This window comes from Pseudomonas floridensis, from assembly GCF_002087235.1.
Lineage (GTDB): Bacteria > Pseudomonadota > Gammaproteobacteria > Pseudomonadales > Pseudomonadaceae > Aquipseudomonas > Aquipseudomonas floridensis.
Window position 1 is genome coordinate 56,404 of the sequence record NZ_MUIO01000015.1, and the last position, 16,457, is coordinate 72,860.

General features: G+C 60.1%; 13 protein-coding genes and 1 pseudogene. 9 read left to right on the forward strand and 5 right to left on the reverse strand.

Annotated elements, in window-relative coordinates:
• Positions 1-19 precede the first annotated feature (19 nt).
• Positions 20-970 carry a DNA/RNA non-specific endonuclease gene (locus tag BZK31_RS05260; protein ID WP_083181741.1) on the reverse strand — a complete coding sequence of 317 codons (951 nt, stop codon included), beginning with the start codon at positions 968-970 and terminating at the stop codon, positions 20-22.
• 594 nt (positions 971-1,564) lie between these two features.
• Between BZK31_RS05260 and BZK31_RS05265 the strand changes: the two genes are divergently transcribed.
• From BZK31_RS05265 to surE, 8 genes and pseudogenes are all read left to right on the forward strand, one after another.
• Positions 1,565-2,128, forward strand: a complete 564-nt coding sequence (locus tag BZK31_RS05265) for a TRAP transporter small permease (RefSeq protein WP_083181742.1) — start codon at positions 1,565-1,567, stop codon at positions 2,126-2,128.
• A complete protein-coding gene (locus BZK31_RS05270) occupies positions 2,125-3,405 on the forward strand; it encodes a TRAP transporter large permease subunit (protein ID WP_083181743.1) in 1,281 nt (426 codons plus the stop codon). Before BZK31_RS05265 ends, BZK31_RS05270 begins: the two co-directional genes overlap by 4 nt.
• A 63-nt stretch (positions 3,406-3,468) precedes the next feature.
• On the forward strand, positions 3,469-4,488 hold the full coding sequence (locus tag BZK31_RS05275) for a TRAP transporter substrate-binding protein (RefSeq protein ID WP_083181744.1): 1,020 nt from the start codon (positions 3,469-3,471) through the stop codon (positions 4,486-4,488).
• A 183-nt stretch (positions 4,489-4,671) separates the two neighbouring features.
• Positions 4,672-5,427: pseudogene (locus BZK31_RS30530) on the forward strand (MCP four helix bundle domain-containing protein); the annotation flags it as partial.
• Between the two features lie 132 nt (positions 5,428-5,559).
• Positions 5,560-6,285 carry a methyl-accepting chemotaxis protein gene (locus BZK31_RS30535; RefSeq protein ID WP_415639620.1) on the forward strand — a complete coding sequence of 242 codons (726 nt, stop codon included), beginning with the start codon at positions 5,560-5,562 and terminating at the stop codon, positions 6,283-6,285.
• A gap of 177 nt (positions 6,286-6,462) precedes the next feature.
• Entirely contained in the window at positions 6,463-8,259 is a 1,797-nt protein-coding gene (locus BZK31_RS05285) for a methyl-accepting chemotaxis protein (protein WP_083181746.1), read from the forward strand.
• A gap of 183 nt (positions 8,260-8,442) precedes the next feature.
• Complete coding sequence (locus BZK31_RS05290) at positions 8,443-8,754, forward strand: DUF6482 family protein (protein WP_167377847.1); 312 nt, start codon at positions 8,443-8,445, stop codon at positions 8,752-8,754.
• A 106-nt stretch (positions 8,755-8,860) separates the two neighbouring features.
• On the forward strand, positions 8,861-9,643 hold the full coding sequence (gene surE / locus BZK31_RS05295; RefSeq protein ID WP_083181748.1) for a 5'/3'-nucleotidase SurE: 783 nt from the start codon (positions 8,861-8,863) through the stop codon (positions 9,641-9,643).
• Here the strand turns inward: surE and BZK31_RS05300 are convergent, their stop codons facing one another.
• The 4 genes from BZK31_RS05300 to nirB all read right to left on the reverse strand — a co-directional run bounded on the left by BZK31_RS05300 (position 9,644) and on the right by nirB (position 15,324).
• On the reverse strand, positions 9,644-10,042 hold the full coding sequence (locus BZK31_RS05300) for a RidA family protein (protein ID WP_083181749.1): 399 nt from the start codon (positions 10,040-10,042) through the stop codon (positions 9,644-9,646).
• A gap of 69 nt (positions 10,043-10,111) precedes the next feature.
• Complete coding sequence (locus BZK31_RS05305) at positions 10,112-12,085, reverse strand: DNA topoisomerase III (protein ID WP_083181750.1); 1,974 nt, start codon at positions 12,083-12,085, stop codon at positions 10,112-10,114.
• A 294-nt stretch (positions 12,086-12,379) separates the two neighbouring features.
• Positions 12,380-12,763 carry a nitrite reductase small subunit NirD gene (nirD, locus tag BZK31_RS05310; protein WP_083181751.1) on the reverse strand — a complete coding sequence of 128 codons (384 nt, stop codon included), beginning with the start codon at positions 12,761-12,763 and terminating at the stop codon, positions 12,380-12,382.
• Positions 12,763-15,324 carry a nitrite reductase large subunit NirB gene (nirB, locus tag BZK31_RS05315; protein WP_083181752.1) on the reverse strand — a complete coding sequence of 854 codons (2,562 nt, stop codon included), beginning with the start codon at positions 15,322-15,324 and terminating at the stop codon, positions 12,763-12,765. The genes nirD and nirB overlap by 1 nt, the downstream gene beginning before the upstream one ends.
• Before the next feature lie 557 nt (positions 15,325-15,881).
• Between nirB and BZK31_RS05325 the strand changes: the two genes are divergently transcribed.
• A complete protein-coding gene (locus BZK31_RS05325) occupies positions 15,882-16,382 on the forward strand; it encodes a GNAT family N-acetyltransferase (RefSeq protein ID WP_083181753.1) in 501 nt (166 codons plus the stop codon).
• Positions 16,383-16,457: the final 75 nt, after the last annotated feature.

The following is a 16,457-nucleotide window of genomic DNA, read 5'->3' on the forward strand; positions in this document are numbered from 1 at the left end:
GCAGGGTGCCCGGTCTGGGTTACAGCCGGATATCCTGCGGTCCGCGGATCTGCGCTTCGATGCGTGTACCGGTCAGGCGCTCTTCATTGGAGAAACCGTCGTAGTCGGCCAGCTTGCCAAAGTCGATACCGGTGAGCTGTTCGATCTGCAGCACGCTGCGCTGCCAGGTCTTGAGCTGGCCGAACACGATGCTCAGGTTCCCCAGCTCGCGACTCTGGTCGATCATGTAGGCGCTGGCCGAAGGTTTGCCATCGTCCCCGAGAAACGCGACGACTTTCCAGAAGGCCGACGGAATTCTGATGTTGCGATACACCCGGTCGTCATCGCGCAGCACCGGTCCGCTGAACACGGTCACTCTGGATTTCCAGCGGCGCGTGTTGTCGAGAATGTAGTCTTCCAGCTCCAGCCAGGTTTTCTGATTGAACGCACTCATCTGCGGTGAGCAGTTGGTGAAGTGGAAAGTGTCGCCGTTGGCGGTTTGCGCGTCCTTGCCCCAGTTGGGGTCCTGACGCCTGACCAGATGGCCGCGATCCAGCAGGTTGCTGGCATACAGGCTTTCGCCAATCTGCGCTTCGGCGGGCAGCCGCCCATCGAATGACCACGAATCGTTGCTGCGTTTGACCTCCACGCTGCTCTCGCCATCGATATTCACGCCAACGTAAAGCGCCAGACGGCGACTACGCGACATGGTGATGGAAAAGTGCATGTAGTCCAGTCGATCTCCGGCATTTTTCAGCGGGTAGACGTCCGCAGCCAGTTCGGTGTCCGGCGACGGCCAGGGCACGACAAAGTCACCGAGAAAATCTTCGGCGTAGCCTTTGCGCTTCTTGAGCTCGCTGGCAGGTGTCGTGCGTGGGGCTGCCAGCGGTTCAGTTTGCGGCGCGAGAAGTTCGGTTGTTGGGATCAGAGGCTTGAGGTCGGCCAGGCGAGGGTGGTAGCCGAGGTCTGCTTTGAAAGTCTTGTCAGGCACTGCGCTTGCTCCTGCGGTGGGCTGGGTTCCGTCCAGTTGACCATAGACGCATGACAGCCCTGCGTCAGGTTTCGCCTGCCGACCGAGCTGAACATTCTGTCTGCGTAAGCGGTGCTGTTCGATAATCGCCCGGTTTTTCCAGCGTACCTGCGAATATATGAGATTTATGAAAAATATTTAATGGCCGTAAATAAACGAATTTTGCCGCATTTGCAGAGGTTTTCCTGTGCTTTTTCAGCGTATTCGTGGACGGTAATCAATCTCGCGGCACTTCCGATATATTGACGTTATTAACTGCCCGGTACATTTTTATTGCACAACCGCCTGTGCCGTTCCAGGCAGGAACACAATAAAAACAATCGAGGCACACCCATGCTCCAGACTCCAATCGCTTGCGGCTCACCCCCGATCCTTGCGCTGCGCTGTCCACCGACAGGCAAGCTTGCGGATCACTCGCAGTAACGTCCTGATTCGTCCATCCGGTTCACCGCCGTTGCGTCATGTCGTGTCCTCGCAGAGCGTGCGAGCGCCTTCTCGATGCCTTGCGCGTGCGCCGGTGCCTGTGCCAGTGCCAGTGCTATTGCGAGGTTTCCAATGACGAGAATCGTCGAGCTGTACTTCAAGCTGCTCAAGTTGCTGATCGTGCTGTGCATGGTTGCCATGGTCGTGCTGGTGTTCGGCAACGTGGTGCTGCGCTACGCCTTCAATTCGGGGATCAGCGTCTCCGAAGAACTGTCACGCTGGTTTTTCGTATGGATGATCTTCCTCGGCGCACTGGTGGCGATGAAAGAGCGGGGACATCTCGGGCTGGATAGCCTGATCAGGCGCCTGCCGCCGCTGGGCAAACGCATCTGTCTGATCGTCGGCCAGTTATTGATGTTGTACATCTGCTGGCTGATCTCGAGCGGCAGTTGGCAACAGGCGGTGATCAATCTGCGAGTGGTAGCACCCGCGTCCGGCTTTTCGATGGCTGTGTTTTATGCCGCCGGGCTGGTGTTCGGCGTCAGCGCCGCAGCGATTCTGCTGTATCAGTTGATGCAGGCGGTGCGCGGCAAGCTGGATGACGATCAGCTGGTGATGGTCAGTGAGAGCGAGGCGGATGCATTGCTCAAGCCTGATGCGCCCGGTCCTTCCAGCCCACGGAGTGATCGGTCATGACTCTGCTGATATTTCTCGGATCCTTGCTGGGCAGCATGGCGCTGGGTATTCCCATTGCGTTTGCCCTGCTGCTGGTCAGCGTTGCGCTGATGCTGCACCTGGACTTGTTCGATGCACAGATCATCGCGCAGAACCTGCTCAATGGAGCCGACAGCTTTCCATTGATGGCGGTGCCGTTCTTCATGCTGGCCGGTGAAATCATGAACGCAGGCGGTCTGTCCAGGCGCATCGTCAATATCGCGATGGCGCTGGTAGGACACAAGCGTGGCGGTCTGGGGTATGTGGCGATCATTGCCTCCTGCCTGCTGGCGTCGCTGTCCGGTTCGGCAGTGGCTGATGCCGCCGCACTGGCCGCGCTGTTGGTGCCGATGATGGTGCATGCCGGACACAATCGTTCTCACTCGGCGGGCTTGATCGCGGCGGGCGGCATCATTGCGCCGATTATCCCGCCGAGCATCGGTTTCATCGTGTTCGGCGTCGCGTCGGGCGTATCGATTTCCAAACTGTTTCTGGCCGGCATCGTCCCGGGCCTGATGCTGGGCGCGGCGCTGGCGGTTGCCTGGTGGTTCATCTCCAGACGCGAAACGGTCGCTACGCCACCCAAGCGCAGCGGTGCGGAAGTTCTGCGTGCGCTGATCGAAGGTTCCTGGGCGCTGGGGCTGCCGCTGATCATTGTCTTCGGCCTCAAGTTCGGCATTTTCACCCCGACCGAAGCCGCGGTGGTGGCGGCCGTCTACGCCCTGTTCGTGTCGCTGGTGATCTATCGCGAGTTGAAAGTCAGCCAGTTGTACGAGCTGATTCTGTCATCGGCCAAAACCACCTCGGTGGTGATGCTGCTGGTGGCCGCCGCCATGGTGTCGTCCTGGCTGGTGAACATTGCCGAACTTCCCGACCAGTTGGCTGCGCTACTCGAACCCTTCATGGACAACCCCACCGTGCTGCTGATGGTGATCATGCTGTTGGTGATTCTGGTCGGCACGGTCATGGACATGACCCCGACCATTCTGATCCTGACGCCGGTGCTGATGCCGGCGGTGACCATGGCAGGTATCGACCCGGTGTATTTCGGCGTGCTGTTTCTGATCAATACCGCGATCGGCCTGATCACGCCGCCGGTAGGCACGGTGCTCAATGTGGTGTGCGGCGTTTCGAAAATCAGCATGGACGAGATCATTCGGGGCGTCTGGCCGTTCATGCTCGCGCAGTTCGCCGTGCTGTTTCTGCTGGTGCTGTTCCCGCAACTGGTGCTGGCCCCGCTGAGTTTTCTCACCCGCTGAAAGGCGGGCTTACCCGCAGCACGTTCAATTGCTCCATTACCCATAACAAGATCGGAGAATGCCATGCACAAACTGATGAAAACCCTGCTCGCCGGGGCCTGCGCCACCAGCCTGCTGTTGGCTGGGGTGGCCGCCCAGGCTGCGGAAATCCGTGAGCGTACGTTGCGTTTCGCGTTCCAGAATGTCAAAGAGCATCCGCAAGGTCAGGGCGCCCAGAAGTTCGCCGACCTGCTGGGCGAAAGCAGCGGCGGCAAGATCAAGGTGCGCCTGTTTCCCGGAGGTACGCTGGGCGGTGATGTGCAGACTGTGTCCGCCTTGCAGGGCGGCACGCTGGACATCACGGTGCTCAACTCCGGCATTCTGGCCGCCCAGGCTCCGGACTTCGCCATGCTCGACTTCCCGTTCCTGTTCAATGACGTGAAGGAAGCACACGCGGTCATCGATGGCCCCATCGGCCAGAAGCTGGCCGCGCAGCTCGACAGTAAAGGGCTGGTCGCGCTGGGTTATTGGGACCTGGGGTTTCGCAACGTCACCAACAGCAAACACCCGATCACGCGTCTGGAAGACATGCAAGGCCTGAAAATCCGTGTGATCCAGTCACCAATCTACCTGAAGACGTTCTCCGCGCTGGGTGCCAACCCTGTGCCGATGGCATTTCCCGAAGTCTATACCGGGCTTGAGCAGCACACGATCGATGGCCAGGAAAATCCATTCACGGTAATCGAAGGCAGCAAGTTCTTCGAAGTGCAGAAGTACCTGTCGGTGACCGGTCATATCTTCAACCCGCAGTCGCTGATCATGAGTCAGAAAACCTGGAACCGCCTGAACGACGATGAAAAGACTCTGATTCGTGACGCGGCCGCCAAGGCGCAGGTTTATCAGCGCGAGGTGACTGCCGCCAGCATGGACCAGGCGCGGGCCAATCTGGAAAAACAGATTGCCGTCAATGACATCACCCCGGCTGAAAAGGATCGTTTTCGTGAACGGGTCAAGCCGGTGATCGACGAATTCGCCGCGCAACTGGATGCCGGTCTGGTGAAAATGATGTACGACGAAATCGCCAGGGTTCGCACCCCTCAGTGAGGTCTGTGCGGCGCTGGGCGTGGCCTGTCAGGTCCTGCTGCCGCACGTTTCAGCCTTTTGATCGCCGATGAAAAAACAGTTTCCTCAAAATAGTCTTAAATATCCGGGAACAGGCGTCGATACGCTCGGTATAAGAGCAATCCGCAGCTCGCGTTACTTCATTGACCGCAGGGGAGCTTCAGGATGTCGATCAAACTCCGTTTGTTCTTGTTGATAGCCACCGGTGTGCTGGCTGTTGTGATCATCAGTCTGGTCAATTATCTGGGCAACAGCCGGATGGAAGGCGCGATGATCGACAACGAGGTCAGCATGACTGCGCTGAGCAATCACCTTGAAGCCGACATGATGCACGACGCACTGCGTGCGGATGTGCTTTCGGCCATGCTGGTGGGGGTGGGCAAGAGCGACACCCCGCGTGCTGAAATCGAGTCCTCCTTGAAAGAACACGCGGCGCATTTTCGCGAAGTGCTCGGCAACAACCTTCAATTGCCCCTCAATGACAGTCTCAAAGCCGAACTGGACAAGATCAGGCCGAGTCTGGACGCCTACGTCACAGCGGGCGAGCGCATCGTCGCTCTGGCGCTGGACAGTCCAGATCGTGCCCAGCAGGAACTGGGTACGTTCTCGGCGGCCTTCACTCAGTTGGAAGATCAGATGTCGACCCTGAGCACCCTGATCGAGGACAACGCCAAGGCCAGCGGCGCGGCCACGCGAGAAGCTATCCGCAGCACCAATGTCACCCTGGGTGTCGTGCTGGTGGTCAGCCTGTTGCTGCTGGGCGCGCAAGGGCTCTGGGTAACGCGCAGCATCATGCTGCCGTTGCAGACTGCCAGCCGCATCGCCGACAGCATCGCGCACGGCAATCTCAGCGAACCGATTGTCGAGCCGCGCAGCCGCGATGAGGCCAGCATGCTGATTCGCAGCCTGGCGGTGATGCAACGTGACTTGCGCGGCATGATCGAGGTCGTAAGGCGCAACGCCCATGGTGTCAGCGGCATGAGCGGGCAGTTGAGCAGTGGTTGTCACGAGGTGGCGGGTAGCAGCCAGCAGCAAAGCTCGGCGGCCGCGACCATGTCGGCGGCCGCCAGTGAAATGACCGCCAGCATCGAAGAAATTACCCGCCATGCCGAACAGGCACGGGAAATGGCCAATCAGGCCGAGGCGCTGGCCAAGAACGGCGGACGCGTGATTCATCAGGTGGTCAGCGACATGGACGGCATCGCCCGTTCGGCGCAACAGTCGGCGCAGGTGATTCGCACGCTGGACAAGGAATCGGAGGCCATTTTCAACATCATTCAAGTGATCAAGAGCATCGCGGATCAGACCAACCTGCTGGCACTCAACGCAGCCATTGAGGCGGCGCGTGCCGGAGAGCAGGGTCGTGGCTTCGCCGTGGTGGCCGATGAAGTGCGCAGTCTGGCCGGACGCACCAGTGCGTCAACCCAGGAGATCGCCAGCATGGTGGCGCGGATCCAGCAAAGTACCCGAGAAGCGGTGACCAGCATGGAGGCCGGCGTGGCGCAGGTCGATAAGGGCATGGCGGTGACGGCTGAAGTGGAGCGCGCCATTCGCGACATCCTTGACGCGACGTTGAGCACTACGCAGTTGGTCAACGACATCACCCGCACGATTGGCGAGCAGAGCCTGGCGAGCAACGAAATCGCCCATCAGGTGGAGATGATCGCCAGCATGTCGGAAGGCAACAGCCGGGTCATCGGTGAAACGGCAACCACCACCGACGAGTTGTCGGCTCTGGCTGGCCAGCTTTCGCAGTCAGTGGACCGGTTCCGGCTTTGATATCTATAAGCCATTATCTCGCGTAACCTCGCGATCCCGCCGCGCGTCGCCTGTTCGCAGGCCCGAGCGGTTTGATGCTGCCTGTCCATTCAGGATTGTTAAAGCTTTTGCACTAACAGACGTTAACCACACCGTCTGCAATGAAATCGAATACCTTTCACACCCAGGAGCAGCGGAATGCAAACGTTAAGGGTTTTGTACGAGTCGGTCGAAAAGCAGTTTTTCAACACGCTGACCAAAAAGCTCTCAAGCCTTTTCCTGCTGGTCGCTGTCAGTGCACTGCTGTACTGGGTAGCGCTCTGCGTACGCGCAGACATCCTGACGCTGTTGCGTGGCGCTTCACTGGAAACCGGAGTGCTGGCCCGTATCGAAGGCAAGCTGGACGTTCTAAGCAATGCCATTCTGGTCAGTGCGCTGTTCACACTGGGCATGGTCGGCTTCATGGTCTGGTACCTGCGTCACCTCATTGTGCGTCCGGTCATGTTCATGACCGGGGCACTGGAAGAGATCGCCAATGGTGAGGGAGACCTGTCCAAGGATCTTCCGTTGCTGACCCACGATGAAATTCGCGTTCTGGCCAGCACTTGCAACCGTTTCCTGGCCAAGCAGCGCGAAGTCATCAGTAGCATTCAGGCATTGACGGTGCAGATCGCGGTCGAGTCGGCGCGCTCGCTGAAGAACATCAGCGACTCCAGCGACAGCGCCACCGATCAGGCTCGCTTTGCCAAAGAGGTCATGGATCAGAGCAACATGGCGGTGGGCAGCATTGAAGACGTGTCGCAACAGACCCAAGGTATTTCCAGCACCACCGCGCAGAACCTGAGCATGGCTCGCGGCTCGTACTCCGAGCTGCTGGAGGTGACCGGCAACATCAGCCAGATCTCCAGCAGCCTCAATGAGTTTGGTGTATTGGTGTCGGCCTTGAATGAACGCTCATCGAGCATCAAATCGATCGTCGGCCTGATCCAGCAGATTTCCTCGCAGACCAACCTGCTGGCCCTCAACGCGGCCATCGAAGCGGCTCGGGCCGGCGAAAGCGGTCGCGGCTTCGCTGTGGTTGCCGACGAAGTGCGCACGTTGGCGCAGAACGTCAGCCGTGCGACAGACGACATCTCTCAGAATATCGACGCGATGCTGCTGGAGGTCAGTTCCACCTATGAACAGACCCTTCAGATCAGTCAGAGCGCGCGCGAAACCCAGCAGGTCGTGGAACGTGCTTCCGGACATTTCGAGAGCATGATCGGCGACTTCGAGTCGACCAATGGCAAGCTCGCCGACATTGCCGGACATATCCAGCAATTTGCCAGCACCAACACCGGTATCAACGACCGTGTCACACGTATCTACGCCGACAGCCAGGCCATCGATCAGCGCATGCAGCACTCCGCGACGGCCACCCGTGATCTTTCTGGTGTTGCCGAGCGGGTGCAGGCGCTGTTGGGGCGTTTCGTCTTGGGCCACGGCGAGCTGGATGCCGCCATTACGCGCGCCAGTCAGTGCCGGGATGTGCTGCAGGCGCGTCTGGCCGAGCTGCACAAGCAGGGCGTCAACCTGTTCGATCAAAGCTACAAACTGATTCCGGGCACCGATCCCAAACAGTACATGACCAGCTACACCGAGCGCTTCGCCCTGATCTGTCAGGAGGAATGCGACAAGCTGACCAAAGGCACGCGTGGCGGAAAGGTGTCGTTCATCGTCGACAGCAAGGGTTATTGCCCGGTCAACAACAGCTGGGTGTCGCAGAAACCGACTGGCGATCGCGCCATCGACTTGCCGGTGTGCCGTAACAAACGGATGTTCTCAGACCCGGTCGGCCTGCGTGCGGCGGGCAACAAGCAGCGTTTCCTGCTGCAGACCTACTTGCGCGATACCGGGGAAATCATGACCGAGATCGACGTGCCGTTCTTCTTTGACGGGCGCCACTGGGGAAATTTGCGAATGGGTTTCGATGCCGCGCAACTGCTTGGCAAGTGATGGTGCCCGCCACTCTGGCCGGCACGCACGTCAGGCTGGCCAGAGGCGTGCGGACCACGATGTAATGGTATGCCGACGCCTGTCGGCATCATCGTGGTTTTCCGAGGCGTTCGCGATGGAACGTTAGCGCTCCGTCAGGCTCAATTTCTGTGACGCTCTGATTTCCGGAACGCCCACGGAGGTGTGATTTTGAACATTCAAGACCTGTCCAGCGACATCAAGGCTGGCAAGATTCGCGAACTCAATCTGGTGTCGATGGAGGGCGGCTCGTACGTGCTGCACGCGCTCGTTGCGGACAAGTCGGTACCGGTCGAGGATTCCCATGGTAAACCCTTGCACATTGCGTCGGTAGAGGAGGCGCGCAAGGTGCTTTCGTCAGTGCCGGATGTGCGTCTTTTTCTGAGCCAGGGCGTCGTCCATGATGAAATGGTGGGCCTGGACGACACGCAGGCCGAGTCATCGCGCCACGAGATCCCGTTGCGTTCCAGCCTCTGATTCATTGCCAGCCATGGTTTGAAAGTGAATGGATTACCGCTCTCTGGCATAGGGCGGTAGAGCAGTGTGGCGCTTGATGACAAGCGCTGTTATGACAGGAGCAGTCATGCCTTTTCAGAAGCTATCCCGAATCCTGATCACCAACGACGATGGCATCGATGCGCCGGGGGTGCTGGCGCTGGAGGAAGTCGCACGCGAACTGGCCGATGAGGTCTGGGTCGTCGCGCCGGACCACGACCAGAGCGGTATCTCCCATGCGCTAAGCATTCACCACCCGTTGCGCGTGACCGAGCGTGGCAAGCATCGGTTTTCAGTCTCCGGCACGCCCGCCGACTGCGTGGCTATGGCCCTGCAACAACTGATGGGCCAGCCGCCGCAGTTGATTCTGTCCGGCATCAACAAAGGCGCGAACCTGGGCGTGGAGACCATGTTTTCCGGCACGGTCGGCGCGGCGATGGCCGGCCTGTTGTTGGGTGTGCCCTCAATCGCCCTGAGTCAGGCCCTGACACGTCGCGATTCGGTCCGCTGGGACACGGCGCGGCAACTGGCTCCCGAGGTGATTCGCAAGGTCTGGGGGCTGGGTTGGGAGCAGGGCAGTTGTCTGAACATCAACTTTCCGGATGTTCCGGCATCAGAGGCGGGCCCTGTACAGTTCACTGCACAAGGGGCTGGTCGTATCGACACGCTGGAAGTGGCTTCACGCACGGACATGCGCGAGCGCGACTACTTCTGGTTGAGTATCCATCGTCACGACCGCGTGGATGCCCCTGGCAGCGAAACCCAAGTGGTCATGAATGGCGGTGTTTCCGTCACGCCGCTGCGTTTCGAACGCACTGACATGGCAATGCTGGAGCAACTGAAAGCCCGTTCTTCAGTAGCGTCCGTCTGATCAAGGCTGGCGTATCACGGCAATGCACTTGATTTCCAGCAACAGACCGGGATGCGCCAGTTCGGCGACGCCGATGCAGGTCCAGGCGCATTGTCCGCGTGGGAACAGGCGGTTTTTCACGTCGCGAAACACTGGCATGTGCTCGCTCATCGACACGTGATAAGTGGTCATGTCGACGATGTCATCAAAGGTGCAGCCAGCCTCGGCCAGTACCGTACGCAGGTTCTCCCAGCAGGCGATGAACTGCGCTTCGGGGTTCAGAATCACCTCCATGTCCCGCGTACGGCCGACCTGCCCGGAGCAATAGAGCGTATTACCTACCCTGACCGCTGGCGCGTAGCCGGCACGGTCCATGATGAGTTCCATGGTGGGAGGGACGATGATTTCGCGGTCTGACATGTGGGTACACCTGGTTGTGCAATTACTGATTTGATTCTCTTGCGCTGATCGCCGCCTGTACACGACGGCTCAGGCTTTGACCGCCCTGGCACGCCGCGGTTTTTTCGCTGCCGTGCCGCTGGCCTTGTCGCTGCTGCCGGTTGCCTTGCGGGGGCTGGCCTTGCGTTTTTTCTTCCACGGCGGCTTCACACCGGCAGGGCTTGCCGGACCGCTGATCGACATGCGCATGCCGACGCAGCGGCTGACATGCTTGCTCATCCAGGCGGCCTGACGGGTGACGAATTCCTCAAGGCTCATCTCGCCACTCTGGACCATGTCCAGAGCCTGTTCCCAGATGGCAGTGGTGCCGGGGTCGGCGATGGCGCGCGGCACCGCGTCGATCAGGCTGAAGGCCGCGGGCGTGGCGCACAGCGCCTTGCCCTGTTTGGTCAGGTAACCGCGATCCAGCAGGCCCTGAATGATGCCTGCACGCGTCGCCTCGGTGCCAATGCCGGTGGTGTCCTTGAGCTTCTGCTTGAGCAGCGGATCCTCCACCAGTTTGGCGACGTTTTTCATCGCCTTGATCAGATCGCCCTCGGTAAAGGGCTTGGGCGGCTGGGTCCATAAATCCTTGAGCATGACGTTGGAAACAGCGCAGTCGCAGCCTTGACACAGCGCGGGTAACGGCTGCGGGGCTGGGGCTTCGCGGCCTTTTGCTGGCGCCAGAGCCTCGGGCATTGCGCGCTTCCAGCCCGGCTCGACGATCTGCTTGCCCACCGCGCGCAAGGCGTGACCCGCGCAATCGAAATCAGCCTGGGTGCGGTCGTATTCGTGATTGGGTAGAAACTGCGCCAGATAACGGGCCCTGATCAGCGTGTAGACGGCTCTTGGTTTGCCGGTCAGGCGTTCGATACCCCGCGCCGCGGCGGTGGGGATGATGCCGTGGTGCGCGCTGACCTTGGCGTCGTTCCAGGCCCGTGAGCGGCGCTTCGCATCAAGGTGTGGCAGCAACTCTCCCAACGCAGGATCGGCTTTGCCCAGCGCCGCAATGATGCTTGCAGCCTCGCCGTGCTGGCTGTTGGGCAGGTAGCCGCAATCGCTGCGCGGATAGGTGATGACTTTGTAGGTTTCGTACAGGGACTGGGCGATATCGAGGGTTTCCTGCGCGCCGAGGCCCAGTTTTTTCGAACAGATTTCCTGCAAGGTGCCCAGGTCGAAGGGCAGGGGCGCAGTTTCGCGAATCCGCTCGGTGCGCAGCTTGACCAGTCGGGCGCTGGCCGCCTCACGGATGGCCTCTGCCGCCTGTTGCGCCAGCGGCTGATTCAGGCAGCGATCCTGATCGTCGCAGACGTCCGACGGCGCACGCCACTGGGCCACGAACGCCTGGTTGTCGTGCAGCAGGGTGACATCGATGGCCCAGAACGGCACAGGGATGAAATGGGCAATGCTGCGGTCGCGGTCCACCACCAGCCGCAGGGTCGGGGTCTGCACGCGCCCGACCGGCAGCACGCCCTGATAACCTGATTGTCGACCCAGCAGCGTAAACAGGCGGCTCATGTTCATGCCGATCAGCCAGTCGGCGCGGGAACGGCCCAATGCCGAGTGATAGAGGCTGAAGGTATCTGCGCCGGGCTTGAGGGTAGCCAGCGCCTTGCGAATCGACGCATCGTCCAGCGCCGACAGCCACAGGCGCTGGATCGGCCCGCGATAACGGCAATGATCGACCAGCTCACGGGCAATCATCTCGCCCTCGCGGTCCGCGTCTGTGGCAATCACCAGCTCCTTCGCCTCGCCCAGTAGGCGCTTGACTGCTTTGAACTGGCTGGCGGTGCGTGGCTTGACCAGCATCTTCCACTGTTGCGGAACGATGGGCAGATCCTCCAGCACCCAACGTTTGTACCGGGCATCGTAGGCATCCGGCGGGGCTGTTTCGAGCAAATGGCCGATGCACCAGGTGACAGTGGCATTGGCACCCACCCAGCAACCGTCACCACGCCGCGTTGCGCCGAGCACAGCCGCGATGTCTTTGGCCTGGGAGGGTTTTTCGCAAAGGAACAGCCGCATGACTACCGTCTTCGATTACCGGTGGTGAAGGCTGCAAGGATGAACTTTGAAGGCGTAATGGGCAAGTTTTATCTGTATGGATATACAGATAAATTGTTCTTGTTGCCGCGCTCGAATCGCTGTTTCGTGAGCGGGGCCGGACTTCAGGACCGATTGACGGACGATTTTATGAGGCCCCTGACGCTGCCTTCGTGGAGAAGTCCACTCCCACGAGCGCGATCTGCAGGGATGGTGAGGTCCACTCCCAAGAGCGGAGCAAGATCTGTAGGAGTGGACTTGTCCACGAACATTTGTCTAGACGGCGATCTCGACCTGATCGCCATTCAATCGCACCGGCCAGACCTCCAGACGCTGCTCGGGGTATTCCAGGCAACTGCCGTCGTGCAGGCGGAAGTGCTGTTTGTACAGCGGCGAGGCGATGACCAGATCTCCGGCAATCTGGCCGATCAGCCCTCGACCGATCACGTTGGCCCCGGACTTGGGGTCGCGGTTGTCGATGGCGTAGAGCTTTTCGCCTTCCGCCGTCTGCGGCACGTAGAACAGCGCGATTTGCGTGCCTTCGTGCCAGGCCACTACACCTGAGTTGGCAACCAGGTCCTGGCGCTCGCACAGGGCATGCCAGTGCAGGTGAAGTGCGGACTGGGTGTTTTCTGCACAGGCCGTGTCGAACGGGTTCATCAGACCACCTCCTTGAACAATGGGATGAGCGCGAGCTCTTCAGGCTTTGCCGGGCGACGCTGAGCGCGCTCCTTGACGAACTGCACGTCGGGATCTCCCCGGCCGTCGTTGACGAAGGTGCGGAAGCGCTTGAGCTTTTCCGGATCCTTGAGCGCGTTGGCCCATTCGCACTCGTAACGGTCGACCACCAGTTGCATTTGCGCTTCCAGTTCCGCTGCCAGCCCCAGGCTGTCGTCAAGGATCACGGCCTTGAGGTAATCCAGGCCGCCTTCCAGCGACTCGCGCCACACCGAAGTGCGCTGCAGCTTGTCGGCGGTGCGGATGTACAGCATCAGGAACCGGTCGATGTAGCGGATCAGGGTTTCATCATCCAGATCGGTGGCGAACAGTTCGGCATGGCGCGGACGCATACCGCCGTTGCCGCACAGGTACAGGTTCCAGCCGTTCTCGGTGGCAATCACGCCCACGTCCTTGCTCTGTGCTTCCGCGCATTCACGGGTGCAGCCGGACACGGCGAACTTGAGTTTGTGCGGTGAGCGCAGGCCCTTGTAGCGGTCCTCGATACGCAGCGCCATCGCCACACTGTCCTGCACCCCGTAGCGGCACCAGGTACTGCCGACGCAGGACTTCACCGTCCGTGTCGATTTACCGTAGGCGTGACCGGTTTCGAAACCGGCAGCTATCAACTCGCTCCAGATGTCCGGCAGCTCATGCAGTTGCGCGCCGAACAGGTCGATGCGCTGGCCGCCGGTAATTTTGGTGTACAGGTCATACTTCTTGGCCACCGCGCCGATGGCAATCAGTCCGTCCGGGGTGATTTCGCCGCCCGGAATACGCGGCACGACCGAGTAGGTGCCGTTCTTCTGCATGTTGGCCATGAACGTGTCATTGGTGTCCTGCAGTGGCACCAGTGAAGGCTCGGTGATCGGCCGGTTCCAGCAGGAAGCGAGAATCGAGCCGACCGCTGGCTTGCAGATGTCGCAGCCGTGAGCGCCTTTGCCATGACGGCTCAGCAGTTCTTCGAAGGATTCGATGCCTTCGACGCGCACCATCGAATACAGCTCCTGACGGGTGTAGGCGAAGTGTTCGCACAGGCTTTTATCGACAGCGACGCCACGGGCAATCAGTTCGTGTTCGAACACCTGCTTGAGCAGCGCCGTACAGCCACCGCAGCCGGTCGCCGCCTTGGTGCAGGCCTTGATGCCGGCAAGGTCGGTGCAGCCATTGTCGATGGCCGAGCAGATCGAACCCTTGCTGACGTTGTGGCATGAGCAAATGGTGGCGGTGGCGGGCAGGGCATCGGCACCCAGTGTGGGCGCGCCTTCACTGTGCGGCAGAATCAGGCTGGATGGATCGGCTGGCAGGGTGATGCCGTTCTGCGCGTATTGCAGCAGGGTGTCGTAATAACTGTTGTCGCCGACCAGCACCGCACCCAACACGTGCTTGCCATCAGCCGACACTACCAAACGGCGATAACTGGCGGTGGCTTCGTCGATGTAGCGATAGCTGACCGCGCCCGCCAGCGCGCCGTGGGCGTCTCCAATTGAGCCGACGTCCACGCCCAGCAATTTGAGCTTGGTGGACATGTCGGCGCCGAAGAACGGTTCGGTGTCCTTGTCGCATAACTGTGCCGCGACGCCACGTGCCATTTGATAGCCGGGTGCGACCAGGCCGAACACGCTGCCGTTCCAGGCCGCGCATTCGCCGATGGCGTAGATGTCTGCATCGCTGGTGCGGCAGTGCTCGTCAATCGCGATGCCGCCGCGCGGGCCCAGCTCCAGTGCGCATTGGCGGGCAAGAGCGTCCTGCGGGCGGATACCGGCCGAGAACACGATCAGGTCGGTTTCGAGGAACTCATCATTGGCGAAGTTCATGCGGTAGCGATATTGCTTGCCATCGCTGATCGACTGAGTGGCGCGAGACAGGTGTACGCCGACGCCAAGGGCTTCGATTCGTGCCTTCAAGGCAGCGCCGCCCAGATCATCCAGCTGGACCGGCATCAGGCGTGGCGCGAACTCCACTACATGGGCTTCGAGGCCCAGGGATTTGAGCGCATTGGCCGCTTCCAGCCCCAGCAGCCCGCCGCCGACCACCACGCCGCGGCGCGCTTTGGAGGCCGCGTAACGGATGGCGTCCAGGTCCTCCAGCGTGCGATAGACCAGGCGCGAATTGCCCTGCGCGCCTTCGATAGGCGGCACGAACGGATAGGATCCGGTGGCCAGCACCAGCTTGTCGTAGCTGAAGCAGCCTTGGGAGGTAATGATCTCGTGGCGGTCGCGGTCGATCTCCAGCACCGGTACGCCAAGGTGCAAGGTCAGACCTGGCTGCTCGTAAAGCGCCATCTCGCTCATGGCCAGCGAATCGGCATCGCGTCCGGTGAAATATTCCGACAGGTGCACGCGGTCGTAGGCGCGCTGGGCCTCCTCGCCGAACACGTGAATGCGATAGTGTTGCAGTGCGCCGCCTGCGATCAACTGCTCGACGCAATGATGACCGACCATGCCATTGCCGACGACGATCAGGGTTTTTACATCGTTGTGGGGGAAGACTGTGGTGTTCATAGCGAGTCCCGGCCGAGGCCAATCAGGTTTTTTGAAGCAAAAAAAAGCGCCCGGAACCTATCGGTTCCAGGCGCCTTTGCCTGTTCTCTTATGGGTGTTCAAGGGTGCGGATCGAGCCTCGTTGCCGGATGCACCTGATAGCCCTGTGGTCTCTGTGAGACTGGCGATCTTCATCGATCAACCGGGGCGGCCCGACCTTGGTCAAGGTGGGGATTGATGAAGGTAATGCAGGGGTTGTGCCAGCTTGGCACTGATCGTTGACAAGGGGCTTCAGAGCAAGTGTTTCCGGGCGCTTGACGTGGCGCGCGGGCTTCAGAGCGAGGTTTATGAAGGTTGCGTGCTCTGCATTGCAATGGTGCGTAGCAGGCGCCTCGCGCTGTAAAGGTGTGCATGAACGAGGCTGTTGAACGCTGCAAACGCGTACGTTCGGCGTCCTGAGAGTCATGTTCTCGCGCAGCATGGGTGATATCAGCGGCTGCGCGTTATTCCCGTTCGCCCAAAATGGCGCAGCATTTGTATTACCCTGCGTCCACATTCAGCTGATCTGAACCATTGCCATGACCCTGACTATCAATGAAGTCGCCCACGCCGACATTCCCGAGGTCATCGACTTCGTCATGCGTGCGCGGGCCGAGATATTCCCCATGATGGACACCTCGGTAGTCCCGGCCGATCTGGCCGCGTTCGATCAGGTCTATCTCAAAGGCGAGCGGGGCAAATTCCTGATTGCCCGAAAGGAGGGCGAAATCGTCGCGGCTGTAGGTTACCTGCCGTTCGACCATCGCTTCGCGCAACTGGATTACACCGGTCGCGACACCGTCGAAATCGTGCGTCTCTATGTCATGCCGGACTTCAGGGGCGACGGTCTGGCCAGTCGCTTGTGTGAAGCGCTTTGGGTTCATGCCGACGCCAGTGGGATAGAGGTGTTGTACCTGCACACGCATCCGTTTCTGCCCGGCGCGATTCGCTTCTGGGAAAAGCAGGGGTTTACGGTCACCGATGTGGAAACCGACCCGGTGTGGAAAACCACGCATATGGAGTGCGTACGTCGGAAATAGCTATTCAGTTGCATATTAGGGGCAAGGAAAGTGCATAGTCGTTCAAGCGGGTGATGGCGAAATGGAGTCTCATGC